This window comes from Armatimonas sp. (assembly GCF_043757465.1).
Taxonomy (GTDB): domain Bacteria; phylum Armatimonadota; class Armatimonadia; order Armatimonadales; family Armatimonadaceae; genus Armatimonas.
Genome location: NZ_JAYVPL010000127.1, coordinates 1 through 25,065, shown reverse-complemented (window position 1 = coordinate 25,065; position 25,065 = coordinate 1). Strand labels below are relative to the sequence as shown.

General features: G+C 58.4%; 22 protein-coding genes and 2 pseudogenes. 8 read left to right on the top strand and 16 right to left on the bottom strand.

Going from position 1 to position 25,065, the window contains the following annotated elements; translation table 11 throughout:
- The first annotated feature begins 1 nt into the window (after window position 1).
- Genes ACH2ED_RS17550 through ACH2ED_RS17525 form a run of 6 tightly spaced genes read left to right on the top strand, consistent with a single transcriptional unit; the run spans window position 2 to window position 7,817 of the window.
- On the top strand, window positions 2-2,161 hold the full coding sequence (locus ACH2ED_RS17550) for a hypothetical protein (RefSeq protein ID WP_395093921.1): 2,160 nt from the start codon (window positions 2-4) through the stop codon (window positions 2,159-2,161).
- Entirely contained in the window at window positions 2,158-3,051 is an 894-nt protein-coding gene (locus ACH2ED_RS17545) for a Gfo/Idh/MocA family protein (RefSeq protein ID WP_395093919.1), read from the top strand. Before ACH2ED_RS17550 ends, ACH2ED_RS17545 begins: the two co-directional genes overlap by 4 nt.
- A gap of 4 nt (window positions 3,052-3,055) precedes the next feature.
- Window positions 3,056-4,306 carry an MFS transporter gene (locus ACH2ED_RS17540; protein ID WP_395093917.1) on the top strand — a complete coding sequence of 417 codons (1,251 nt, stop codon included), beginning with the start codon at window positions 3,056-3,058 and terminating at the stop codon, window positions 4,304-4,306.
- A gap of 30 nt (window positions 4,307-4,336) precedes the next feature.
- Entirely contained in the window at window positions 4,337-5,686 is a 1,350-nt protein-coding gene (locus ACH2ED_RS17535; RefSeq protein WP_395093915.1) for an aldehyde dehydrogenase family protein, read from the top strand.
- Between the two features lie 40 nt (window positions 5,687-5,726).
- Complete coding sequence (locus tag ACH2ED_RS17530; RefSeq protein WP_395093913.1) at window positions 5,727-7,040, top strand: glutamine synthetase family protein; 1,314 nt, start codon at window positions 5,727-5,729, stop codon at window positions 7,038-7,040.
- A 3-nt stretch (window positions 7,041-7,043) separates the two neighbouring features.
- Window positions 7,044-7,817, top strand: a complete 774-nt coding sequence (locus ACH2ED_RS17525) for a glucose 1-dehydrogenase (protein ID WP_395093911.1) — start codon at window positions 7,044-7,046, stop codon at window positions 7,815-7,817.
- A gap of 86 nt (window positions 7,818-7,903) precedes the next feature.
- Here ACH2ED_RS17525 and ACH2ED_RS17520 read toward each other — a convergent pair whose 3' ends face one another.
- Window positions 7,904-8,740, bottom strand: coding sequence for a phytanoyl-CoA dioxygenase family protein (locus ACH2ED_RS17520; protein ID WP_395093910.1), 837 nt, complete (start codon window positions 8,738-8,740; stop codon window positions 7,904-7,906).
- Between the two features lie 70 nt (window positions 8,741-8,810).
- Here ACH2ED_RS17520 and ACH2ED_RS17515 point away from each other — a divergent pair, with 70 nt between their 5' ends.
- The gene (locus ACH2ED_RS17515; protein ID WP_395093908.1) at window positions 8,811-9,650 is read left to right on the top strand and encodes a helix-turn-helix domain-containing protein; all 840 of its coding nucleotides are present in this window, start codon (window positions 8,811-8,813) and stop codon (window positions 9,648-9,650) included.
- A 95-nt stretch (window positions 9,651-9,745) separates the two neighbouring features.
- Window positions 9,746-10,114, top strand: coding sequence for a YcxB family protein (locus tag ACH2ED_RS17510; protein ID WP_395093906.1), 369 nt, complete (start codon window positions 9,746-9,748; stop codon window positions 10,112-10,114).
- On the opposite strand, the gene ACH2ED_RS17505 is transcribed toward ACH2ED_RS17510, so the two are convergent.
- From ACH2ED_RS17505 to ACH2ED_RS17435, 15 genes and pseudogenes are all read right to left on the bottom strand, one after another.
- Window positions 10,102-11,403, bottom strand: a complete 1,302-nt coding sequence (locus ACH2ED_RS17505) for an ABC transporter ATP-binding protein (RefSeq protein WP_395093904.1) — start codon at window positions 11,401-11,403, stop codon at window positions 10,102-10,104. The genes ACH2ED_RS17510 and ACH2ED_RS17505 overlap by 13 nt on opposite strands.
- Window positions 11,393-12,238 (bottom strand): ABC transporter permease, encoded by an 846-nt coding sequence (locus ACH2ED_RS17500; protein WP_395093903.1) that lies wholly within the window; start codon window positions 12,236-12,238, stop codon window positions 11,393-11,395. The genes ACH2ED_RS17505 and ACH2ED_RS17500 overlap by 11 nt, the downstream gene beginning before the upstream one ends.
- Window positions 12,235-13,188, bottom strand: a complete 954-nt coding sequence (locus ACH2ED_RS17495) for a GDP-mannose 4,6-dehydratase (protein ID WP_395093901.1) — start codon at window positions 13,186-13,188, stop codon at window positions 12,235-12,237. The genes ACH2ED_RS17500 and ACH2ED_RS17495 overlap by 4 nt, the downstream gene beginning before the upstream one ends.
- A 47-nt stretch (window positions 13,189-13,235) precedes the next feature.
- Window positions 13,236-13,790 (bottom strand): annotated as a pseudogene (locus ACH2ED_RS17490) (GDP-mannose 4,6-dehydratase); the annotation flags it as partial.
- A gap of 888 nt (window positions 13,791-14,678) precedes the next feature.
- Window positions 14,679-15,218 (bottom strand): annotated as a pseudogene (locus ACH2ED_RS17485) (GDP-mannose 4,6-dehydratase); the annotation flags it as partial.
- Between the two features lie 15 nt (window positions 15,219-15,233).
- The gene (locus ACH2ED_RS17480; RefSeq protein ID WP_395093900.1) at window positions 15,234-16,058 is read right to left on the bottom strand and encodes an ABC transporter permease; all 825 of its coding nucleotides are present in this window, start codon (window positions 16,056-16,058) and stop codon (window positions 15,234-15,236) included.
- 5 nt (window positions 16,059-16,063) lie between these two features.
- Window positions 16,064-17,089, bottom strand: a complete 1,026-nt coding sequence (locus ACH2ED_RS17475; RefSeq protein ID WP_395093898.1) for a GNAT family N-acetyltransferase — start codon at window positions 17,087-17,089, stop codon at window positions 16,064-16,066.
- Window positions 17,090-17,168: 79 nt separating this feature from the next.
- Window positions 17,169-18,524: an acetyl-CoA carboxylase biotin carboxylase subunit gene (accC, locus tag ACH2ED_RS17470; RefSeq protein ID WP_395093896.1), complete on the bottom strand. Its 1,356-nt coding sequence runs from the start codon at window positions 18,522-18,524 to the stop codon at window positions 17,169-17,171.
- A gap of 15 nt (window positions 18,525-18,539) precedes the next feature.
- Window positions 18,540-18,932: a competence type IV pilus major pilin ComGC gene (locus ACH2ED_RS17465; protein WP_395093894.1), complete on the bottom strand. Its 393-nt coding sequence runs from the start codon at window positions 18,930-18,932 to the stop codon at window positions 18,540-18,542.
- The gene (locus tag ACH2ED_RS17460) at window positions 18,933-19,340 is read right to left on the bottom strand and encodes an acetyl-CoA carboxylase biotin carboxyl carrier protein (protein WP_395093892.1); all 408 of its coding nucleotides are present in this window, start codon (window positions 19,338-19,340) and stop codon (window positions 18,933-18,935) included.
- 20 nt (window positions 19,341-19,360) lie between these two features.
- Window positions 19,361-20,497: a hypothetical protein gene (locus ACH2ED_RS17455; protein ID WP_395093890.1), complete on the bottom strand. Its 1,137-nt coding sequence runs from the start codon at window positions 20,495-20,497 to the stop codon at window positions 19,361-19,363.
- 34 nt (window positions 20,498-20,531) lie between these two features.
- A complete protein-coding gene (gene efp / locus ACH2ED_RS17450; protein ID WP_309696731.1) occupies window positions 20,532-21,092 on the bottom strand; it encodes an elongation factor P in 561 nt (186 codons plus the stop codon).
- Between the two features lie 88 nt (window positions 21,093-21,180).
- On the bottom strand, window positions 21,181-23,223 hold the full coding sequence (locus ACH2ED_RS17445) for an S-layer homology domain-containing protein (RefSeq protein WP_395093888.1): 2,043 nt from the start codon (window positions 23,221-23,223) through the stop codon (window positions 21,181-21,183).
- 251 nt (window positions 23,224-23,474) lie between these two features.
- Window positions 23,475-23,825 carry a hypothetical protein gene (locus tag ACH2ED_RS17440; RefSeq protein WP_395093887.1) on the bottom strand — a complete coding sequence of 117 codons (351 nt, stop codon included), beginning with the start codon at window positions 23,823-23,825 and terminating at the stop codon, window positions 23,475-23,477.
- Window positions 23,822-24,943 carry an aminopeptidase gene (locus tag ACH2ED_RS17435; RefSeq protein WP_395093885.1) on the bottom strand — a complete coding sequence of 374 codons (1,122 nt, stop codon included), beginning with the start codon at window positions 24,941-24,943 and terminating at the stop codon, window positions 23,822-23,824. The genes ACH2ED_RS17440 and ACH2ED_RS17435 overlap by 4 nt, the downstream gene beginning before the upstream one ends.
- Window positions 24,944-25,065 lie beyond the last annotated feature (122 nt).

The following is a 25,065-nucleotide window of genomic DNA, read 5'->3' as shown; positions in this document are numbered from 1 at the left end:
TATGAAAACCGAGCAACTTCCTATTGGCAATGCCCCGGAGCCGGTGGCACTTTCGCATTTTCCTAGTAGCTTCCATGCTGTTGTCTGGCGCAACTGGACTCTTGTACCAACGGCGCGGCTCGCGAAAACGATCGGCACGACACCGGGGAATATCAAAAAACTCGGCGCGGCGCTGGGGCTCCCCGCCCCAAAACGCATCTCCGCCGACCAGTGGCGGCGCTCAGCGCTAACGATCATCCGGCGCAACTGGCACTTACTACCCTACGAGCAGCTGCTGATCTTGCTGGACTGGACACCTGAGAAGCTGGCCTTCACACTCCAGGAGGACGATTTTCTCTACATCAAGCTCGGGAGTCACAAACCCAAGTGCCAGACCGTGCGCTGGCAGGAGCCTGATGCTACGGCACAAAAACGCGCATCTGAGCTTGCCATGATTGTCAAAGACAGCTTCCCCAAAAAGCAAGAGCCGCTCTTTGCCTTTGTGAAGGCGCTGGAGAAACCCATAAAACCTCGGCCCAACTCCAAACCCAATCCCTTCTCGCCGCGCTTTTGTTACTCCTACCACGCGCTCTATGGCGACCCACTCTTAGAGAAAGAGGCCGATCCCTACCCTGATGGCTACCTGGCGCGCCTGGCGGCGTCCGGCGTGGACGGGGTTTGGATGCAGGCAGTGCTAAGCAACCTCGCCCCTAACCCGTGGAACCCAGCGGCCAGCGCTCACTACGAGGAGCGCCTTGCCGGCCTACGCAAGCTGACGGAGCGAGCGAAGAAGCACGGGATTGGGGTGTGGCTGTACTGCAACGAGCCGCGCACTTTGCCGGTGGCCGCATTTGCCAAAGCGCCCGACGTGAAGGGCATCACGGTGGGGGAGCATGCGACCCTGTGTACGGCAGTCCCCGCCGTGCGTCAGTACCTCACCGATGCCATCGCGAGTGTTTGCGCTGCCGTGCCCGAGCTGGCAGGCTTCTTCTCTATCACCTACTCCGAGAACCAGACCCATTGCTGGAGCCACGGCGAGGGCGCGAAATGCCCTCGTTGTGCAAGCCGAGGAACGGTCGCCTCACTCACGGACGTCAACACGGCCATTCACTCCGGCCTTGCCAAAGCCGGAGGTAAGCAAAAACTTATCGTTTGGGACTGGGCTTGGCCCGATTCCGTTGTGGCTGATGCAATTCTAAAACTCCCTCGCGATGTGCTGTTTATGAGTGTGAGTGAGTGGGATCTGCCGATTCGGCGCGGCGGCGTTGCTGCCACCGTTGGCGAGTACAGCCTTTCTGCCGTCGGGCCGGGGCCACGCGCGACCCGGCACTGGGCGCTGGCAAAGGCGAGAGGCATCAAGACGGTCGCAAAAATTCAGGCCGCCAACTCCTGGGAGCTCTCCGCCGTGCCGTACGTGCCCGCCGTCGCCAACACGGCAAAACACGCAGTCCGGCTAAGAGCCGCGCAAGTGGATGCCCTGATGCTCGGCTGGACACTGGGCGGCTATCCGTCGCCGAATTTAGAAGTCGTCGCCGAGATCGGGCAAGGTGCCCGCGCCGACGAAGCCTTGCAGCGGGTCGCTCGCCGCTGGTTTGGTGCGCGTGATGCGGCACAAGTCGTGGCTGCCTGGACCGCCGTCTCCACTGCGTACGAGGAGTTCCCGTTTCATATCCAGACCATCTACAACGCGCCGTTTCAGCACGGCCCGGCGAACTTGCTCTGGGAGAAACCGACTGGCTATCGGGCAACCATGGTCGGCTTCGGCTACGACGATCTTAGCACTTGGCGCGCCGTCTACCCGCCTGAGGTCTTCATCGCCCAGCTCCGCAAAGTCGCGGATGGTTTCCAGCGCGGCGCAGGCTCGCTTCTGTCAAGTTCAAACCCCACGGTCCGCACCGAGGCGCACCTGATGGAAGTTGTCGCAATTCACTTCGCCAGTGTCGCCAACCAGGCCCGCTTTGTCCAAATCCGTGGCGCACGCTCCGCAGAGCGCACGGAAATCCTAGACGATGAAGTAGCCCTAACCCGTCGCCTGCTGGCACTTCAAGCCCAAGATGCACGGATTGGGTTTGAAGCCTCCAACCAGTACTACTATGTGGAGATGGATCTGCTAGAGAAGCTGGCCAATCTCGCGTACCTGCGGGAAGGATTCTCAATGGTGGGGGAGAATCTAACGGCATGATACGAATCGGGCTGGTGGATTTTGACACGTCGCACGTCGAGGCCTTTACCCAGCGCCTCAACCATATCGCGATTGCCGAGAGCGAGTGGGTGGACGGTGCCAAAGTAGTGGTGGGCTGCCCCGGCGACTCCAGGATCATGCCCGAGCGCATTGCGGGCTATGTTGAGAAGCTAAAAAGTTTTGGCGTGGAGCTGGTCGAGAAGCCCACGGATCTCATCGGCAAGATAGATGCTGTGATGATCGAGTCCCAGCAAGGCTCGCGGCACTTAGAGCGCGCCCGCCCGTTTCTCGAAGCAGGAATCCCCACGTTTGTGGACAAGCCCTTCGCCGGGAGCCTTAAAGAGGCCGATGCGATGATCGCGCTCGCGCAGAAGCACAACGCCCCGCTCATGAGCTGCTCGTCGCTGCGCTACGACCCGCAAATTACTGCCGCTCTCGCGAAACAAACCGAGCTTGGGAAGCTGCTCTCCGTCGAGGTCTGGGGGCCGTGCGCCTTGCATGAGGGCAACCCTGGCTTGCTGCACTACGGCATTCACGGTGTCGAGATGCTCTACACACTCCTTGGGACGGGCTGCGTCGAAGTCCAGTCCTGGCGCACCGAGCCCAGTGAAGTGCTCATGGCCCGCTGGCCCACCGGGCATCTTTCCAGCCTGCGGGGCATTCGGACGGGTCAGTACGGATTTGGCTTTGTGGCGCACTATGAGAAAGGCAACCAGCCCTACACCATCACGGGCTCGGCCTACTACCGCGAGATGCTCAGAGCTATTGTGGGGATGTTCCAGACGAAGAAGCCCGCCATTCCCTACGCCGAGATGCGTGAGCTGATGGCATTTGTCGAGGCGGCTGATAAGAGTGCGGCACTCGGAGCAAAACTGCAGAAAGTGGGCTAGCTCCATGTCCCCAAAGCTTAAACACTGGCGCTGGCGGATTTTCAGTATCACCTGGCTCGCCTACGCCGGGTTCTATCTCACTCGTAAGGGCTTCTCTGCCGTCAAGCCCCTCTTGAAAGAGCAGCTCGGTGTCTCCAAAGGTCAGCTTGCGGTGGTGGACACCGCCTACAATGTTGCCTATGCCTTTGGGATGATGGGCTTCGGGGTTCTGGGGGATCGGCTGGGCACGCGCAAAGTGATACTCGCGGGAATGGGTATCTCGATTCTCGCGGGAATTGCCATGGGCTTCTCGCACACGATGCTGCTCTTTGGCGTACTCATGACGGTGCAAGGGCTGGTGCAGTCCACGGGCTGGGGACCGCTGGCACGGAATTTGAGCCAGTTTTTCGGCACCAAAGAGCGCGGTCTGGTAATGGGGCTCTGGTGCACGAATTACTCATTGGGCGGGGTGATTGCAACTGCCATCGCAGGGACTGCTGCCCAAAAGTTCGGTTGGCAAGCTGCTTTCTGGATTCCAGCACTGCTCCTGCTCGTGATCTGGGTACTCTTTCTTCTTTTTCAGCGCGACAAGCCCGAGGATGTTGGGTTGCCTGCCATTGAGGATGTTGAGCATACGGCTCAACTGGATGGTGCTCCCGCACCATCGTCGTGGGACGATGTGCTGGCGGTGGTCAAGAACCCGATGGTGCAGCTCCTCTGTGGGGTTTACTTTGCCATCAAGCCGATCCGTTATTTATTTTTGCTCTGGGGGCCGCTCTATATCCACGAGCGCCTCGGAACGGGGGTCGCGGAGTCGGCGCTGATCAGCGTGACCTTCGAGGTTGGCGGACCGATTGGGGCGCTGCTGGGCGGCTGGATCTCGGATAAGCTCCTCGGAGCCCGCCGGATGCCCGTCTGCGTGGTGAGCCTGATCATGGTCGCCCTCTGCCTGGCACTCTTCGGATTTTTACCCGCCAATAAATTCGCGATTGGGGGCGTGCTGGCGGTGATGGGGGCCTTTCTCTATGCCGCCGACTCTCTGGTCACGGGCACGGCTGCTGTGGACTTCGGAACGCGCAAGGGCGCGGCGACGGCGGCGGGGGTGATCAATGGGTCGGGCTCGTTTGGGCAGATCATTGGCGGATTTCTCCCTGGCTTGATCGGTGACAAGCCCGCGGACTGGAACCCGCTGTTCTGGGGGCTTTCGGTAGGAGTGGTTATTGCCGCCCTCGCGCTGGCCCCGAAGTGGAACGCGATGCCCAAGGCTGCCGAGTAAAAAGACTGCCGAGTAAAGCCGAGTAAAATTATGGAAATCATCAACCCCGCGACGGGAGATCTTTTAACAACGGTTGCGGCAGGAAGCGCCGCAGACATTGACAGCGCTGTACAGAAAGCCCAGCGTGCCTTCGAGGGCGAGTGGGGGCACTCTGCGCCGCGTGAGAGAACGGCGGCGCTACAAACGCTCGCGGCTGTCCTGCGGGACAACGCGGAGGAGCTGGCACAGCTAGAGTGTGCGAATGTCGGCAAGCCTATCGGTTCGGCGCGAGGGGAGATCGGCTACGCAGCGCGCGTCCTAGACTACTATGCGGGCCTTGCCTCGGTAGCACGCGGGGAGACCGTCGGCTTGTCTGGGGGGCTGGGATTGACCCTGCGTGAGCCGCTGGGGGTCTGTGGCCTCATCGTCCCTTGGAACTTTCCGCTGGTCATCACGCTCTGGAAGCTCGCGCCCGCGCTGGCGATGGGTAATACGGCGGTGATCAAGCCCGCGGAGTGGACACCGCTCACGGTGCTACGACTCGCGGAACTCGCCAAAGGCATCTTGCCGGAGGGCGTTTTGAACGTCGTGACGGGCACAGGAACCGAAGCGGGCGCGGCGCTCGTGGCGCACCCCGGCGTTCGGAAAATCTCCTTCACGGGCTCCACCGTAACAGGTCGCGCCATCATGGCATCCGCGGCGCAGACAATCAAGCGGGTCTCTCTGGAGCTGGGCGGCAAGTCGGCAAGCCTTGTCTTTGCCGATGCGGACTTGGAGAAAGCCGCAGGCTCAGTGATGAGTGTCTTTGATAATACGGGCCAGGACTGCTGCGCCCGGAGCCGCTACTTAGTTGAGAAGTCTATCTTCCATGATTTCGTCGAGCGTTTCGTGGAAAATACGAAGAAGCTTATTGTTGGCGATCCGCTGGCTGAGAACACGGATCTGGGGCCACTGGTCGCCGAGGCGCACCGGGAGCGCGTCCATGGCTTTGTCGCGCGGGCGGGCATCAAGCCGCTGATCGGCGGCGAGAAACTAGACGGCCCTGGCTGCTTCTACCCGCCGACCGTCTTTACCGGAGTCACCTCGGATTCCGAAATTGCCCAGCAAGAGATCTTTGGGCCAGTCGTGACAATCCTGCCCTTTGAGACCGAAGCCGAGGCAATCGCCCTTGCCAATAACACGCTCTACGGGCTCTCGGGCTCGCTGTGGACACAAGACGCCGCTCGCGCCATGCGCGTCGCCCGCGCCGTGCGCACGGGAGCGTTGTCCGTCAACTCCTCCCGTAGTGTGCATCTGGAGCTGCCCTTCGGCGGCTACGGGCAGAGTGGCCTGGGCCGCGAGCTGGGGCCGCAGGCACTTGATGCGTACAGTGAGGTAAAAAGCGTCTACTGGGCGCAGTAGCCCCGCTGGTTGGAGCGGCGGGTGATGGGTGAGGAAAACGATGACACGAGAAGAGCTAGAAAAAGCAGTCGGAAGCGGCGAGATTGATACGGTGCTCGCCGTGATGCCGGATCTGTATGGCCGCCTTTTGGGCAAGCGGCTCACGGGGCACTATTTTTTAGAACACGTTGTTGACGATGGTATGCATGTCTGCGATTATCTGCTGGCCTGCGATATCGAGATGGACCCTGTTCCGGGCTACGCTTTCACCAACTGGGAGCGTGGCTACGGCGATCTGCATGTCCAGCCGGATCTGAAGACGCTACGTCGCGCCGCCTGGCTGGACAAAACGGCGATTGTTTTGTGCGACGCGCACGCGAGTATCGCCCCGCGCACCATGCTTCAGGCGCAGATTGCCAAGCTCAAATCCCGTGGACTGACCGCAATGGGCGGCACCGAGATCGAGCTCTACGTCTTCGAGGAGAGCTACGATGCGCTGCGGGAGAAACACTACGCGTCGCCCAAGACGGCGGGGCGCTACATCGAGGACTACCATATTTTCCAGGGCACAAAGGAAGAAGCGCTGATTGGAGCGATCCGACGTGCACTCGATGCCAGCGAGGTGCCGATTGAGTCTAGCAAGGGCGAGTGGGGCCCAGGCCAGCAAGAAATTAATCTCCTCTTCTGTGAGGCGCTGGAGCAAGCTGACCGCAATGCACTCTATAAGCACGCCGCCAAAGAAATCGCCTGGCAGCAGGGTAAGGCTGTGACCTTTATGGCCAAGTGGGATGAGACGCTCGCGGGCTCCAGTATGCACGTCCATCTCTCGCTCTGGCGGGAAGATGGCACGAATGCCTTCTCCGACGAGACCTTCTTCCTACACTTCCTTGGGGGCATGATGCACCACGCCCGAGCGATCACGGCGTTCTTCGCGCCCAATGTCGCCAGCTACAAGCGCTACCAGGCGGGCTCCTTTGCCCCGACCAGTATCGCTTGGTGCCGAGACAACCGCACTGCGGGCTTTCGAGTGGTCGGCTCGGGCAAGTCACTGCGTATCGAGTGCCGCATTCCCGGAGCCGATGCCAACCCCTATCTCGTCTACGCCGCGCTCATCGCCGCCGGGCTGGACGGTGTGGACAACCAAATTTCGCCGCCGCCGCTCTTCGAGGGCGATGTCTACGAAGCCAAGAATCTGCCTCGGGTTCCTGCCTACTTACGTGAGGCAATCGAGGCTTTTGAAACCAGCGACTTTCCCGCCCGTGCGTTTGGTCAGGAGATTGTCACGCACTACGCGCACTTCTGGCGCACCGAGCAGCGCAAGTTCGATGAAGTGGTCACTGACTGGGAGAAGAAGCGGTTCTTTGAGAGGATTTAGCAAATGCGTTTAGAGGGAAAAGTGGCGCTGATTACCGGCGCGGGTTCAGGAATTGGGCGGCAGGCCGCCCTGCGTTTTGCCCAGGAGGGCGCAAAGATCGTGGTGGTGGACTTGAATCTCACCGCTGCTGAAGAGACCGTGGCATTCGTAAAAGAGCAGGGTGGAGAGGCAATCGCCACTCGCGCCGATGTCTCGAAAGCCGCCGATTCCGCCGCGATGGTGGCGCTCGCCGAGCAGACTTACGGGGCGCTGCACATTCTCTTTAATAATGCGGGGATCTCGCACGCCGACGACGACAACGCTGAAACCACCGAGGAGAGTGTCTGGGACTTGACGTTTGCCGTGAACGTGAAGGGCGTCTTCTTTGGCTGCAAGTACGGCATCCCGGCGATTCGTCGTGCAGGCGGCGGCTCGATCATCAACACCGCGTCGTTTGTGGCCGTTCTGGGGGCCGCGACGCCGCAGCTTGCCTACACTGCCAGCAAGGGCGCGGTGCTCTCCATGACCCGTGAGCTGGCCACGATCCACGCCCGAGAAGGCATCCGCGTCAACGCGCTGTGCCCAGGCCCGCTCCGCACCGAGCTTTTGATGAAGTACCTCAACACGGAAGAGAAGCGCCAGCGCCGCCTGGTGCATATTCCCATGGGCCGCTTTGGGGAAGCGCTGGAGATCGCCAACGCCGCGCTCTTTCTCGCCTCCGATGAGGCCTCCTTCACGACGGGCGCAACGTTCTTGGTAGACGGTGGCATCACGGCGGCGTATGTGACTCCGGAATAAGCGGCCCGCTGACTGACTCCCCTCCCTTCGTCCCTCGGAACGAGGGTTTCAAGCGAAGGGAGGGGCTGAAGGAGGGATGCGATGCCCTACGGCGTCAGCACGACCCCGTTCTCCATTACGGTGGGGAAGAAGTCGCCTTTCAGAACCTCACCGGGCTTGACGGTGATATGGTGCTCCACCAAGTGCTCCTTGCCAGGCTCTTTCTCGTAGCGCGTCCAGCCGGGCATGTAGTGCACGGCTATTGCAGGGCGGTTGCGCTCGGTGCGGTTGATCGGGGCGCCGTGCCAGGTGAGGCAGTGGTGGAAGACAACGCCGCCCGCCTTCACCGGCTGGGGAACCACCTCAACGGTCTCGCCATCCGGAATCCACTCCGGTTTGTAGGCCGGCCTCCAGACATTGGGATCGCTCTCCTCGGTGATCGAGCCGATGGTGCCGCCGTTTTTCGGCCCCCACTTGTAGCTGCCACGCACCATGCTCATACAGCCATTTGCTTCGTCGGCGTCCTCAATAGCGACCCAGGCGCTGATGAGATCGGCGGGCTGAATAATCGGCCAGTACGGGTGGTCCTGATGCCAGCCCGTGGGCCCACCGACACGCGCGGGCTTCTCCTGCATCTGATCGTGCCAGACGCGCACGGTATCGGTGTCCATGAGCTGTGCGATGATTTTGACAATCTTCTCGTTGTAGAGGTGCTGACGAAAGGCCTCTTCAGCCTGGAACATATTGACGATCTGTGTGACCACAAAGCCCTTGTCCTGGCCCCAGGAGATATTGCGATTGGACTCGGCGGCATGGGTGGAGGTTCCCGACTTACAGCGGGCAAGCGCCTCGCGCAGACCGGCTGTTTCCTCGGGAGTCAGCACGAGGCCGTAGTTTAAGTAGCCGTTTTCGCGGAAAGACGCGACCTGATCTTCAGTGAGCATGGATGCAGTATGCAGGATTTCCCCCCAGAATTCCAGAACCTCTACGGTATAAACTTGTAGGTTTCCGGTAATGTCCAGAGAAATTCAAAATGCTGTCTTTTCCTCGTTTGGCTCCGAGCACCGACTGGTGATTCTCACCGACGTGCCGGGGCCGTTCTGGGAGCAGATCGGGTGGCGGCACATGGATTTTCTCTCCCTCTATCTGGTGCGGCGCGGGCGGGCGACCCATGTGATCGAGGGGCAGCCCTTTGAAGTGGCACGCGGCGATGTCTACGCGATGGCTCCGGGGCAGGCGCACTGGTTCACTCACTGTGACCGGCTGGTACTCGACACGATTCATATCCGGCCCGAGCTCTTCGATGAGGCGACCTGGGAAACTCTTGGTGTGCCAAGACCCGGGCGCTGGCTACATCTCACTCCCAGTTCCCACGCGCAGATTGCGGAGTGCTGGAGTGAGCTTCGGGATGAGTGGGAGCAAGGAAGCCCTATCTCGCGCTGGTTGGTGGCTCCGCTCTTTGGCCGCTTGCTCGTTCGGCTGGAGCGATTGGGCCGTCGCGTTGGGGAGTCCGGGCACCATGAGGAGACAGTCGCGAGTGCCGTGCGGTATTTAGAGGAGCGCTTCGCCGAGCCCGTTCGGATAGAGCAGCTTGCCCGCCTTGTCTTTCTCTCACCGGATCGTTTTACGGAAGTTTTTGCGGCGGCAATGGGGCAGTCACCGCGTGATTATCTCAAGCATCTGCGCCTTGAGTGCGCTAAAAACCTACTATCCACCACCACCACACCGATTGCACGGATCGGGCTTCTCTCTGGCTTTTCGGACCCGGCGTACTTTGCACGGATTTTTAAAGAAAATGTTGGCGTCTCTCCTCGGCTCTGGCGCGACTCTTGCAAAAGCCCCGAGTCAGGATGAGAATTACCTACAGTTTACGAGAAGCGGATGTGCTGGCATGGCGGGAACGGGCAAACCGAACTTCGTCTCGATCAAGTACGAACTGGTGGATTTTGGTGGCAGCAGCGGTGCTCTCGGCTGGCCTAGGCGCGTGGCAGACACCCGCGTTTTTCTTCTGGCTCGCCGTAGGAGCACTCGTTCTCGCGCTCCATCCCAAAGAAGCGATTCCCGACGAAGTGCTTGGTGTGCGGAGTGTGACCCTCGAAGAAGCTGGTGTCCGGATTCACTCGCCTCGCTACCGTCGTCTGATCTTCTGGGACGCTTGCCAGTCCTTTGAGGAGGATGCGCATAATCTCTACTTGCCGTTTAGTCCACAGGGAATTTTGATTATCCCGCGTCGCGCCTTCCCAAGCACAGAAGCCTGCACTGAGTTTCGTCAGGAACTCATTCGCAGGAGTGTCTGGGGACTACGTCAGGCTGCTTGACGGTTGCTTGACACGCCGATGAGGCTGGTAGAAAGATCGGCACCCGGCAGTATTTCGGTCTGGTAGCGACAGGTATATGCCCCAGGGAGCGTGAGGGCAGCCTGAGCAGCATCCGGGTCTACCGCGACTTCCAGAGTTCCAGCGTACTCAATCGTATCCATGTCCTCGATCTCTGGACGGCCCAGTGAGACGCCGAGTGTGTAGAGGCCAGGCTTGAGCAGCAGCTCGCCGAGAGTGAAGCGCACCCGCACCACCTCCCCAGACTCTAGGCGCACGAGTTTGCCCTGAAGCGCCGATGAGCAGTCCACTAAACGGTAGGTGTTGGAGTCGGCGATCCAGAGTGTCACCGAGGCATCCGTCAGAAGCTGCTCGGCCTTGATGGCGAGCTCAAACTGGACTTTGCTCCCATTGTAGACCAGCGACTGTGGTGTCCCATCGGCAGCGTAGGGCTGGAGCGCGAGTGAGAGAAAATGTCCCGTACCTGTGCCCGTGCGCTGAGCATTCGTGAGATCACCACCGAGCGCCGTGCCCGTGCGGGTCATGAGCTGGTAGGTGGCGGCGACGCGGGCCACGGGGCCATCTTCGTGGAGCTGGCCGCCGTGCAGCAGTAAAGCGCGCGTGCAGAGCGCGGTCACCGCCGCGAGATTGTGGCTGACAAAGAACACTGTCCGGCCACTTCCGGCCACTTCCTGCATCTTCCCGAGGCACTTCTTCTGGAACTCCGCATCACCGACGGCTAGCACTTCATCTACGATCAGAATCTCAGGGTTCAGGTTCGCGGCCACGGCAAAGCCCAGCCGCATCGTCATCCCCGAGGAGTAGCGCTTGACGGGGGAGTCGAGATGCAGTGCCACGCGCGGCCCGGCGAACTCAATGATCTCGTCGAAGCGGTTTTGGATCTCCTTGCGGCTCATCCCCAGAATCGCGCCGTTCATAAACACATTCTCGCGGCCCGTGAGCTCCGGGTGAAAGCCTGTCCCAACTTCTAGCAAGCTCCCGACACGTCCATAGAGCGCAATTTGTCCTTCGGTCGGCTCAGTAATGCGTGAGAGCAGCTTGAGCAGCGTGGACTTACCCGCGCCGTTGTGCCCGATCAGCCCGACCACTTCCCCTTGATGGACATCGAAACTAAGACTGCGCACCGCCCAGAAGTCCTCTTTGGGAGACTGTTTACCACGGAGTGTCGCGAGAAGGTTCTCAGTGAGCGTCCCAGGCCGCGTGCCCTTGGGGGCAATTTTATAGAGCTTGCCAAGGTTCGAGACACCTACCATCTTGGTGCTAGATGACATCGGCGAACCTCCGCTCCTGCATCCGGAAGATCAATAAGCCCACAAACAAAACCGCAACACTCATCAGGGCAGCGTAAGCGACTTGCCAGGGCGCAATGAGCAGCGTCCCCCCCATGAGCGACCAGCGGAAGCCCTCAATAAGAATCGCTGCGGGGTTGCCGACCAGATAGAGAGTCCCCAGGCCGCCCAGCTTGCCCGCCATCTTCGCCAGTGGCCACTGCACCGGCGAGAACACCATCAGTGAGTTTAGCCAGACGGGCAAGACAAACTGCACATCTCGGTAGGAGACCATCAGAGCAGCCGCCATCATCCCCACACCGAGCGCCATGACCGCCAGCGCCCCGAACCAGAGAGGAAGCGTGAGAATAGCCAGTGTCGGTACGACATGGAAGAAGGGCATGAGCAGGACAAACGCTGCCAGCGCCACGAGGGTATCCATCTGCGCCGCGACGGTAGAAGCAACGGGTAAGGTGAGCCTAGGGAAAAATACTTTTGAGAGCATTGCGCTGTTGCCCACCAGGCACGTGCTGATCTTGAAGATGGAGAGGCCAAAGATAGTCCAGGCGATCTGCCCGGCGAAGGCACGCAGGAAGAATGCGCTGTCGCCTTGCGCGAAACCCGCGATTTTTCCAAAGACAAAGCTTGCGATTGCGGAGGTGAGAAGAGGTTGAAGCACCACCCAGACCACGCCGAGTGCTGTCTGGCGGTAGCGCAGTAAGATCTCTTTCTGGGCAAACGTCCGCACTAGCTCCCAGTACTGCACCAGCTCATGAATATTAAGCGCCGCCAGCCCGTGTGGCGGGCGAACCAGAATCAGCGGCTTTGTCTCGGTCACCAGATCTCTACTCCTGTGGAGCGCCACCAGGCGAGTGTCTCCAAGAGAGTATCGGTTAAAGAGTGGGTCTTTCTCCAGCCCGTGAGGTGGGAGAGAAGGACTGAGGAGCCGACGCACTCCGGCATGTCTGAGGGCCGCAGGCGTGCAGGATCCACTTCCACCGTGACACATGTTTGTGTCAGAGTGAGGAGCGTGTCCAGAATGCTCTGTATGGTCACTGCCTCCCCACTGCCAACATTGACGACGCGCCAGGGCGCAGGCTCGAGCTCGCAAAGGAGTAAACGATACGCCCGAACCACATCGCGGACATCGAGGAAGTCACGTCGCGCTTCTAAGTTGCCGACGCGCATCACGGGCGCATCCAGCCCCCGCTCAATCCGTGCAAGCTGACGGGCAAATCCCGGCGCCACAAAGACCGGGGTCTGACGCGGCCCCGTGTGGTTGAAGGCTCGTGTCACCGTAATCGAGAGCTTCTCGGAAGCCAGTGGCTGCACGGCTGTCTCCATCTCGGCCTTGGACTGTGCGTACGGGCCTTCTGGGCGTAGCGTGTCGGTTTCCGTGGCAGGCACGTTTGGTGGTGTGGTGCCGTAGACATAGCCTGTGCTAGCAAGATGCAGGCGGCAGGGCTTCTCGCTCTGGGCCACCGCTTCCACCAGCATGCGCGTGGCATCCACATTGGCAGCACGAATCACCGCAACATCAGTACCCGCTCCGGAGGCAAAGCCCGCCAGATGGAAAATAACATCGGGTGTGCTCTGCGCCAGTGCTTCCCGGATCTTAGCGGGATCGCGCAGATCCGCCTCTAAAAGAGGCATGCTACCAGGAAGCATCGCGCCTGATGTGTGGCCGTAGGTCGTGCCAAAGAGCTTCGCTAGGGGATAGTGCGCCGCGAGCTCCGCCGCGAGATACCCCCCGACGAATCCCGTTGCTCCGGTGATAAGAATACGCATGAACCAGCCCACCCCTTTGTTCGCCCCCATGAACGGGGGCGGCGATTCTACTGGCGCGCTTCTAGGCGGGCGATGTCGGAGTCAACCATCATGTGAACTAGATCCTTGAAGCTGGTTTTACGCGCCCAGCCGAGCTTAGCTTTCGCCTTCGCGGGATCGCCGATCAGAAGATCTACCTCGGCAGGGCGAATGAAACGAGGATCTATCACGATGTACTTCTGCCAGTCCAGCCCGGCGCGCTCGAAAGCAACCTCGACCAGCTCCTGAACGGTGTGCGTCTCACCCGTGGCAATGACATAGTCATCGGGGGCATCTTGCTGGAGCATGAGCCACATGGCCTCGACATAGTCGCCTGCAAAGCCCCAGTCGCGCTTGGCGTCTAGATTGCCCATGCGTAGCTCGCTCGCGAGCCCGAGCTTGATCTTGGCGACGCCGTCACTGACTTTACGAGTGACAAATTCTAAACCGCGACGAGGCGAGTTATGAACCACAACGCGACCAACACCTGCCTGAAATACCCCACTCTCCGTTTCCAGATCAAAAATCCAGTCCCCGGAGGAATTGGGAAGCTCAAGAACCTTGCGAATTTCCGAGGGGCTTTTTCGTAAGTGCTGCCCTTTCTGCGAGGCTTCACCAGAGAGGTTAAGCTGGTAGTAGGTCTTTCCATCACGGTGCTCCGCATACACCGACGAATCCCGACCCTGAAGGGAGTAGAGCCAGCACAAGCCCTGAGCCAGCACGGCGCTGTTGGTCTTGATGCTCTCGCCTTTGCCTGCCTTCAAACCGTCTCCTGCGTAGTAGCCCTCCAAAAAGAATTTCTGAATTTCTAACTTGGCATTAAGGATCAGTGAGGGGATTTGTTTGAAGCCATCCTCGGTGTAGAGCTGGGCGCGAAGCCAGGTACACAGCGCAGCATTTCCTGTCAGATTGAGCTGACCGACCGTGCGCTCCGGGTTCCAGCCCGAGACTCCCTCATACTCATGAGTACCTCCCATAAATAGCCGCGCCCAGAGCTCCATCATGCGGGAGCGCATCCCTTTATCGTTGTTGGTGAACTGGACTTTCCGCTCACCGACATACCCGTCGGCGCACATCATGCCCAAAAACTCGGCCAGCTCTGGCAGAACTAGCGTCCAGCCAGGAGTGCCAGGAAAGCCCTCAGCCAACTTGATAGCCTGGCCCTCGATCTGCTCGTCCGCACGAACCACCTGATCGTCTTCGCGGAGCATATGGTGGTGGGCGGTGGTACAGACGACTCCCGCTCGCGCTTCCGTAGAGAGTAAGCGGTGATCAGAATCGGTGGTTCGGCGGTAGGTGGCGGTCAGTCCGCAGATTCGTGTCCACTGTGTGCCGTCCCAGACCTCCATTCCTGGAAGCTCAAACGTCTGTACTGAAGAGCCTTTACGGCGCAAGGGCACGAGAGCCTCGGGGGTTGTGACGGCGACCCGCCCGCCTTCGCGCACAATAAGCGGAGTATTGCCTGCGATGCACTCATGATTGAAAAGTATGCCGGAAACGGCAAATAGGTTATAAGATTCGCGGTAATTTACCGTGATAAAGTGGCCATAGACTTTCGCAACACCGTACGGACTGCGGGGATAGAAGGGTGTTTCCTCGCGCTGGGGCACTTCGAGCACTTTCCCATACATCTCCGATGAGCTTGCCTGGTAGAAACGAATCTTTGGATTTACCGAGCGCACTGCCTCCAGCACCTTGGTGACACCAAGCGCCGTGAACTCGCCGGTTAACACTGCCTGGGACCAAGATGTCGGGACGAAGCTCTGTGCCGCGAGGTTATAGACCTCATCAGGTTGTGCGGCTTTTAGTGCCTCGATCAGTGAGTACTGATCCAGCAAGTCCGCTTGGACAAGCGTGATTCGGTTCCGCAGGTGCTCAATGCGCTCGTAGCTCTCCGTACTGGAGCGCCGCACGACGCCGAACACTTCATAGCCCTTTGACAGCAATAGCTCTGTCAGATACGATCCGTCCTGACCGGTGATACCGGTGATCAGTGCACGTTTACTCAAAATTCTAAGCTCCTCGATCTAGATATATTCGGCAAAGTGGGGCTCGTTGTGTTTGAACACGACAAATCCCACTACCAGAGAGATAAGTGCGAACGCCAGGGCGTTCCCAAGATAAGGCCAGAGCGACTGCAGATTCCCCTGTTCCGGGTCAATCGCACGCAACCAGCCGGTCTGAGGAAACGCTAGACGACGCCCCGCTTCCGTGAGTGCTGCCACCGGGTTGAGCAGATAAAGGCTCTGCCACTGACGTGGTACCTGGTGCAAAGGGTAGATATTGGGCACCAGAAATCCCCACAAGCTTAGCACAATCCCTACGAGATGCCGCACATCGCGGAAATAGAGATTAGCACATGCTAGTAGCATTCCCCAACCCGTCGCTAACAAAACCACCAATAGGGCAATCGGGATATTCAAGAGAATCCAGGGCCCAGGCGCAACTCGGAAAAATAGTAAGAGAGGCAGTAGGCCCACTAAGCCAAACCCAAAGTCCACGAGCTTGGAGAGCACCGCCGCGATCGGAAAGACCTCACGAGGGAAGTAGACCTTGGTAATTAAGTTCAGGTGCCCTACAAGGCTCTCCGTCGCCGCCGTGAGGCCCGACGAAAAAAGATTCCAGTAGAGCAGCCCGAAGTAGGCAAAGACAGGGTAGGGAAGCCCCCCGGTTTTCTGACGCAGTATAATCTGCCCGACGATACTAAAGATCAGCGCAGTCGCCAGTGGATAGAGCACCGCCCAAGCATAGCCCAGCACCGATTGTTTGTAGCGGGTTTTTACATCCCGCCCAATCAGCCCAAGAATCAGTTCTCTATAAGCAGGTGAACGAAACGACATAACGGCAGACACAGCGCCTATTGTACCGTATCTGGTATTTTCGCAGGACGAGCCATCTCCACGTGAGGGATTCCGTCCTCGTCGTAGGGGGCGGAAACCGCCACAAATCCTAGGCTCCCGTAGAATTTCTCTAGATACACCTGTGCCGAGATGCGAATCGCACACCCCGGCCAGAGCCGCTCCGCCTCCGCGATCCCACGGCGCATCAGCTCACGCCCCAGCCCCGTCCCACGCACCGAAGCCGCCGTACAGACCCGCCCAATGCTCGCGTCCTCAGGGAACTCTTTGTACTTCCCCCCCGGCGCAAAGAGCCGCAACGAGGCAACGAGGCTCTGGTGCTCGTCACGGCCCAGCAAGTGCCGAGCTACCTGATCGTAGCCATCCGCATCCAGGTAGACACAGTTCTGCTCAACCACAAACACTTTTTGTCGCAGATACATGAGTTCATAGAGTTCCCAGGTCGTGAGCCTATCAAAGATGCGCCAGAACCAGTGCTCTTCTGGGCCGCTCCGACCATTCCAGGTAAGATTTTTCTGCTCCAGCGCCTCGGCGAGCTTTTCCAGCTTCTCCTTGAAGCTTTGGGCACGGAGCGAGCGCCTCGCATCGTCGTGCCAGTGTTCAATGACCTGACCATGTGTTCCACCGGGTGCGGGGGCATGATCCAGACAGTCGTGATCGCCCCAGTCGGTCGTAATCGGAATCCAGCGTGTGTGCCACCAGACAGGGCGAACACCCGGATCGCTGATGCAGTAGTGGTCGCTGTAGTAGGTGGAGGTTTGGTAGATCTCTTGCTCACGCTGCCACTCCGAGAGAATCTCTTCCAGCGGCAGAAGACGACCACGGCCCACGAGCGAGATTTTATCGTTCTGCCCATTATGTCGGCTCAAGGACTCGCGAAAGTCATCCAGAAAGCCGATGCCCAGCGCTTGCTCCACCGCGATAATCTCTTCCTCGCTGGCTCCCGGATTGAGCGTGGCAAGGACGTGTGGGAACTGCGCTTCCAGCTCTCGTTCGATCCGTTCCCAAAGTGTGGTGACGGTCATCAGGTGCCTCCAAGAAGGCGGCTTTGGAGCACTTGGTAGGTCATAAAATGCCCATGCTACGGCTAAATCGGCCCGTTGCTCACAGCCCCAGCTCCTCCATAAGAGTGGGGAGAAACTTGGTGGAGACTTCGTTGTTGCGGTAGCGGCTGTCGGCGAGGATTTGTTTCAGGAAGCTGATATTGGTGGGCAAGCCCTCAATACGCGTCTCGCTCAGGCAGCGCTCCATGCGGCGAATGGCCTCGTCGCGGTCCACGCCCCAGACAATCACTTTGGCGAGATTACTGTCGTAGTAGGGCGGGACGGAGTAGCCAGAGTAGATCTGCGTGTCCACTCGGACACCCAGGCCTCCGGGGAGCAGCACCTCGCCCATCTTGCCCGCCGACGGCTGGAAGTTCTTGGCGGGGTCTTGCGCGGTGACACGGCACTCGATGGAGTGCCCTGTCCATGTAATATCCTCTTGCATGAGGCTCAGCGGCTCCCCGGCGGCGATGCGAATCTGCCACTGGATCAAGTCAACGCCCGTCACGAACTCCGTGACCGGGTGCTCGACTTGAATGCGGGTGTTCATCTCCATGAAGTAGAACTCGCCGCTGGGTGTGTAGATAAACTCCACGGTTCCCGCATTGGCGTAGCCCGCCGCCGCGCCCGCTTTTACCGCTGCTGCGCCGATAGTCATGCGCTGCTCGGGGGTGAGGGTGGGCGACGGTGCTTCCTCGACCACTTTCTGGTGGCGGACGGTCTGGACGGAGCACTCGCGCTCGCCCAGGTGAATCCCGTGACCGTGCTCATCAAAGAGTACCTGCACCTCGATATGGCGCATCTCACGGATGTACTTTTCCAGATAGAGCCCACCGTTGCCAAACGCCGCCTCCGCCTCGACCTGTGCCACTTTAAACTGACGCTGCATCTCGTCTTCGTTCTCGACGATGCGAATCCCACGTCCTCCACCACCCGCCGTGGCCTTCATCATCACCGGGTAGCCAAGCTGACTGGCGAGCTTGAGAGCATCGGTGTCGCTCTCGACGATGCCCTTAGAGCCCGGTACGGTAGGGACACCTGCGGCTTGCGCGGTGGCGCGGGCTGTGGCTTTGTCGCCCATCTTCTCGATGGCGGAGATAGGGGGGCCGATAAACTTGATACCACACTGCTCGCAGATCTCCGCGAAACTCGCCACCTCCGAGAGAAAGCCGTAGCCGGGGTGGATAGCCTGCGCTCCGGTGTTCAGTGCGGCAGCGATAATATGCGGGATGTTGAGATAGGAGTCTTTGGAAGGACCGGGGCCCACGCAGACGGTTTCATCGGCGAGGCGCACCGGCAGCGAGTCTCGGTCAGCATCGGAGTGAATCTGGACGGTCTTGATGCCTAGCTCTTGGCAGGCACGAGTGATCCGAACCGCGATCTCGCCGCGGTTGGCAATGAGGATTTTAGTGAACATGGCTGTCTTTACTGTTTATTGTCCGGCGTTAGGGAGATTTAGTGCTCTGCCGATATTGCCGGGAAGGGCAGTCGGGCTGGTGACTTCACCGGTTTGGGAGTTGTACTGGAGAGGCTGCTTGCTCACCCCATCAATCAGCATTTCGTCGGTGACCCCGTAGCGCTTGAGCTCCGTGAGGCTGGTGGGGAGACGCTCCTCGTTATCCATCTTGTACATGGTGATAGCCTGCTGGATCTGGCTGACGTAGCTGATCGTACCGACTTGCTGTGCTCTTTGCTTATGGGTAAGCACACGCTTGCCCGACGCATCCTTGCCGCCCCCGATAAGGCGAGGGACGAGCACGGTGGCCAGGATGGCGATAATAACCAGCACCACAAGGATCTCGATCATCGAAAACAATCGTCGCATCTATTTTTCCTCCGGCGTGATCTCAAAGAGAGGCTGGCCGTACTCGACGGGCTGTCCTTCCTCCACGAGTAAAGAGACGAGCTTGCCTGAAACGGGAGCTTTACAGGCACTGAGCAGGCGCATCGTGTCAATCTGCGCGAGCACTTGCCCCCCTTGTATTTGCTCGCCCACCGTGACGGGAGCGAGCTGGATCACCCCGACATGCTCCGCCGTGACAAAGAGGGACGAGGCGACGGCGGGAGGAATCGTTGCGTTAGGGACCGTTTCCGTTGCAACGAGCGGGGCAAGGGGGACTGTCACACTACGACGGAGGCGCAGAGAGGCTCCCTCACTACGCACCTCTATCTCCGTGAGACGTGGAACGGCACTAAAGAGCGCCGCAAAACCTTCGATCTGTTCGTGGTTCATTTAGACTGTTCGTGATTCATTTAGATTTTCTTGACAAAGACGCACCACTCCACCACCTGGAGCACTTTAGAGACGATCATGAGAGAGAATGCGCCTACCAGACCCCACTCTACTGTGGACGGTGGTCGGGTGAGTGTTACTGTACTCTCACTTGAGGAACTGAAGCTAACCTTGGCGACGGTCTGCTCGATGAGAGTGAAACTCCCCTGGATTCCCTGCTTCATGAGAGGGGAGAGCAGAGCGCAGAGAACCATCGTGGCCACGATCGCGAGCGGCATTACTATTTTATATTTTTCTGACTGGTGGTCGTTATAGATCACGCAGTTACGACAGCGTTCCGCCTTTTGGGAATCATTAAGGATCACTTTGGGCGGTGCTGTGGAACCCGGAGCAGAGGGGTTTGCATAGTTGTATTGTGATGACGGAGCCATCTCCAACTGCACGCCTCCCTGACTCTTGTTGGCAGCGGCACTGACAATCTCCTGCTCACAGTAGCACCCCCGGCGCTGCCGCCAGCAGGCATCGCGCCGCTGGTAGATAGGGCAGTGCGGGCGTACCCAGTCACGGCAGTAGCTCCCTTCCCAACACTTACCCAGAAGCGAAGTGCGTAATGGTTTTTGTTCGCGTTTTGCACTGGCACCGAGCTTGACCTGTGAGAGATCGGCATCGGAGCCACGACGCTGGATCGCACGACCGAACTTGGAGAAAATATCGCGCAGTACCAGTATCCCACCAATAATGGCAGGAGCGATGGCGGCAAGGGGGAAAACTCCAAGGGCGTTTGAGACTCCCTTTGAGGCAATTTCGCCGCCCATCATAGGGAAGGCAAAAGGAATCCCCAGACCAAGCACCCCCGCACTGATCAGAATGACATAGCCGACTACTTCCTCAAACCAGAAAATAACCGCAGCGCAGAGCGAACCAATGCCTAGTCCGATCATCATCGCCTTGCCCGCTAGTGCAATGATGCCTAACATGACCTGCTGCTTTGCAGTATCCCAACCTGAGAAGCCACTCAGCCCTGCGAATATTCCGTATAGTAAGTAGGCAAAGCCTAGGCCCGCCACCACGAAGCTAAGCGTCATCGTTAGGTTGGCTAGGGCAAAGACGACAGGCGGGACATAGACTCCACCTTCTTCGGATTCTTCTCTACTCATGAGGCTTCTCCTTTAAAGTGTCTCCAGCGGACATCTAGGACTTAACGCGCTCCAGATAGCTGTCGGTACGCGTATCAATCTTGAGCTTGTCCCCAACATTGATAAAGAAGGGAACAGCAACGACAACACCACCCTCGACGGTTGCGGGCTTGGTTCCACCGGAGGCTGTATCGCCACGCACTCCAGGATCCGTCTCAATGACAGCAAGCTCCATAAAATCCGGAACCGTCACCTGGATAATCTGCTCCTTGTGTGTCACTGCCTGGATCTCCATGTTCTCTTTCATGTACTTGGCTTGAGAACCGATCAGAGCCGCAGGAACGCCGGTCTGCTCAAAGGTATCCATATCCATCAAGAAGTACTCGCTATCTTGCTCGTAGAGATACTGCATTGGCTTTCGCTCCAGATAAGCGGCTTCCATTTTCTCCCCCGCGCGCCAAGTCTTATCTAAAGTACGTCCCGTGCGCAGATTCTTGAGGGTTGAGCGGACGAAAGCTCCTCCCTTGCCGGGTTTGACATGCTGGAAATCAACGATGGTGTAGATATCGTTGTCATAGATGAGAGAGAGCCCGTTGCGGAATTCACTGGTATCCAATCAAAAACACTCCTTTGAAACTGTGGCTATTATAGCACGAAAAAGGCCCCCGGCATGTGCCGGGGGCCACCGTAAGGAGAGGCCTTACTTAGAAGCGAACAGAGAACTGTCCGGCAACGACGCCACCCTTTTGGACGTTTTCGGTCGCAGCCGCGGAGCCGTTGAAGGCAACATTGCTGCGTCCGTTGTAGTCCGCCACCTGGTAGAGAAGACGGAACGTGCTCGCCGGGTTGAAGTCAAACCGGTAGCCGATGTTGGTGAACATCTCACGTGGCTTTCCTGCAGTTCCCGTGCGGGTGTAATCGGTTGACTCGGTGGAAACTTCCACCGAGGAAGGACCGGTTACCTGCCACTTCACACCTAAGCCCAGGTTCTCGATCTTGTTCGTAGTGGCCAGGCCGCCGAGGCCCGCCTTGCCCGTGCCCGTGTAGTTCTGGGCAGATCCCATCAGCTCGATACGGTTGGACAGGTTGTAGGAAACCTTCCCATAGCCACCCTTGATATCGGTGGGATTCTGGAAGGAACCCACACGAGCCCAAGCACCCGGAGCGCCGAAGAACGGTCCGACATTACGGTAACCACCGGTCAGCATGAAGTTGCCCTTGCCCACTTGAGCATTGACATCCATCGCTTCATTATTCTTGGTCGTTACTTTTTTGGAGCCGATCTGGGTGTTCGATTTGGCATACTTGCCAACAATGTTCAGACCCAGTAGGCGGGTAGAGACATCAGCCGCGAGGACATTCACGGTATCGAAGTTTGCTGCACCCGCTGCGGCCTGAGGTCCGCCACCGAAGGTAAGATAGGTCGCGTTGACGTTGAACTTGGTCAGGAAATTGACGTTCACGTTTGCACTACCACCCGCGAATTGGTTCACGCCCATCGCACCCACACGGCCCGCCTGGCCGAACGCACCAACAGTGTTGGCGCGGGTCAAGCCGCCCACGTAGCCACCACGGAACGCACCCGCCATCACGCCAGGGGAGAGGTTGGCTGAAGCCGGACCATAGCTGACCGGGTTCACCTTACCTGCCTGAGCAGTGACATTGATGCCATGGAGGCGGAAGTTTGAACGAAGGCCATCCGTGGGAACCGTTCCCATGTCGGTCTTCTGGTTGGTGAAGTAGGAATCCTGATCAGGAGTCTTGAAGGTGTAATCCCCGAACATAGTGGGGATGCGACCTACAGTCACACCGGTGCTGCCAATGATGGGCAGTCTGGTGCTGGTGCTCATGTGAGCTGACCAGAGGGTCGTTGCCTGATCCTGATTGACCTTAGCTGCACCACGGTCGGAGCGGACGCCCATACCGCCACCGAGGTAGGGCAGATAGTTGCCCACCGTCAGATTGGCTTCGAAAGTCACGTTCTCGTTAGGGGTAGCCTTGAGGTTAAGGTCGAGGTCGTGCAGTGCACGGGTGTCGGCCAAAACGCCGCCGCTCGTACCAGGACCGCCCGTTACCGTGAAGCCGTCCTTATCGCGGAACCCGGTGACGGGAATACCCGCTGCCGCATTGCCGTTTCGGAAGTTACCACGCACGTAGGTATTGAAGCCACCACCGATCTTAAGACGCTTCTTCCACTCGGCCTCAAGGTTCGAAACGCGATCTTCAAGGTTCTTCAGACGCTTCTTAACAGCGTCCACATCCACACCGAGGGTTGTAAGCTCTGTCTGGAACTCGGCTACCATCTTGCGGATCAAGTCGAGATCCGTCTTCTTCACCATACCGGCGATATCGCCCTTGGTGGCGTAGCCCGACAGATCCACGGGGGCCTGACCGCCACCGACATTGCCGCGGCCTGCATGTGTGTGATCTTTATCAGCCTTGGTAGCGAGCTCGGCCTTAGTGGCGAAACCGCTCGTGTCGGGCAGAACAAGGGGCTGGCGGACGTAGCGGCTGTCGAGGATGTCCAGGAGACGAGCCAACATCACGGCCATCTCGTAGCGGGTCAGCGTACGCTTGCCCTTGTAGAGACCGTCCGGATCGCCAAGGATAATCTTGAGCTGAGCGAGTTTGTCAATTGCCTGGTAGGCCCAGTGGTCGTTCGGGACGTCCTTGAAAGGACCGTCCTGCGCCAGAACCGGAGCGACGGTAAGTGCCAGTGCTGCGGTTGCGAGAAGCGCTTTCTTCATGTTTAAAATTCCCTCCGAGAGTATCGGTCAACCTAAGACGTGCCAGGGACTTTCTCGAAGCTGGGGTAGTTTCCACGTTGCCTTCCCATCCTCTTCGTTGTCCTAAGCGATCTGTGCTGCCGTTTCAACCCTCTAAGACCCCGTTATTACTGTCAGGGTTTCATCTTTTTTTGGAAATGTTTTCCGGGCAGTAGTGTACCTAATATCTTAATAAATGGCAACCGTGCTTTTTTAGGAACGAAGCCTACTAGCTAGCGGCGACTATAGGGGAAAGTAAAGCGAGCATCCGTCGTTAGCATAAAACCGCGCTTGGCAGCGTGACGCACTTCGTTTCCGAAGAACTGATCGAGCCAGTAAATGATGATCTCTTCATCAATGCGCTCCCCCTCGGGGTGGATTAAGGCAAGCTCATAGCTCCAGACACTAGTCTTTGGATTCGTTTCCAGAGTGAGCTCCAGGATCAAGCCATCCACATAGCGCCGGTAGCGTTCACGATCTATCATGCCAAGTGGCTGAAGGGCTGCCAGTGCAAGAGGCTCGCTGTTGGCCAGTGTCCACATTTCCTGAACGATGAGCCGATCTCGCTCCGCAGTACGTCTCATTTTAAATTCTCCGGATTGAGTCCTAGTAGATCATCGGGAACAAATAAGCCATCTTTGCGGATCAGCTCCCCATCAAAGCGCACCTCACCGCCTCCATACTCAGGACGCTGGATATAGACCAGATCCCAGTGCACCTGGCTACGGTTACCATTGTCAGCCGTCGTGTAGGCTTGGCCGGGTGTGAAGTGGAAACTGCCTGCAATCTTCTCATCGAAGAGGGTATCGCGCATTGGTTGAAGGACATAGGGGTTGAACCCGAGTGAAAACTCCCCGATATAGCGTGCTCCTTCGTCGGAATCAAGTATCTGGTTGAGGCGTGCCGTCTGGGCGGGGGTGCTAGCTGTCGCCTCGACAATCTTGCCATTCTCCAGCACGAGTCGAATCCCCTCGAAGAGGCTTCCTTGATAGAGCGAGGCAGTATTGAACAGAATGTGCCCGTTGACGGAGTCGCGTACAGGGCATGTGAAGCACTCACCGTCGGGGATATTGCGCTCGCCGTAGCACATCACTGCCCCGATGTCCTTAATAGAGAAGCTCAGGTCAAGTGTCTCACCAGTAAGCTGAACCCGATCGGCTTGTAGCATTCGCTCGCGCAGAGGAACCATTGCCTCCTGCATCTTGGCGTAATCTAGAGTACAAACATCGAAGTAGAAATCCGTGAAAGCTTCTGTACTCATCCCCGCAGACTGAGCAAAGGCAGGCGAGGGATAGCGCAGAACAACCCATTTGGTATGGTTGACCCGCTGATCCGCGACAGGGCGCCACCAGAAGTTTTGGTAGAGGGCCATTTTCTCCGCCGGGACATCACTCATCTCAAGGCTATTGCTTGCCCCGCGGATCCCAAAATAGGCATCCATTGTCTTCATGCGCTCTAGCTCATGCTGGCCAATCGCCTGCATTTGTTCCGTCGTAGCGCTCTGGTAAAGAGTACGTAAAACACGATTGGAGTGCGTCTCCACAAAGGGAATAGCCCCCACGGCGGCGACTGCTTCTATAAGTGCCTGGACAAAATCATCGGGTGTATCGAAGGTTTCAATAAATACGCGCTCACCCACGCGCAGGCGCGCGGAGTGCGTAACAAGTACTTGGGCCAGCTGAGAAAGTCGAAGGTCAGACATAGAGCGTATTGTACCAAAAGAAAAGCAAAGTATTTTGTGTTTTTTCTTGACAGTTTATGTATGCTGCGATAATATTCTCCTTGCGCTTCGGACAAACCCGACGCAGACGACGAGAAGAAATG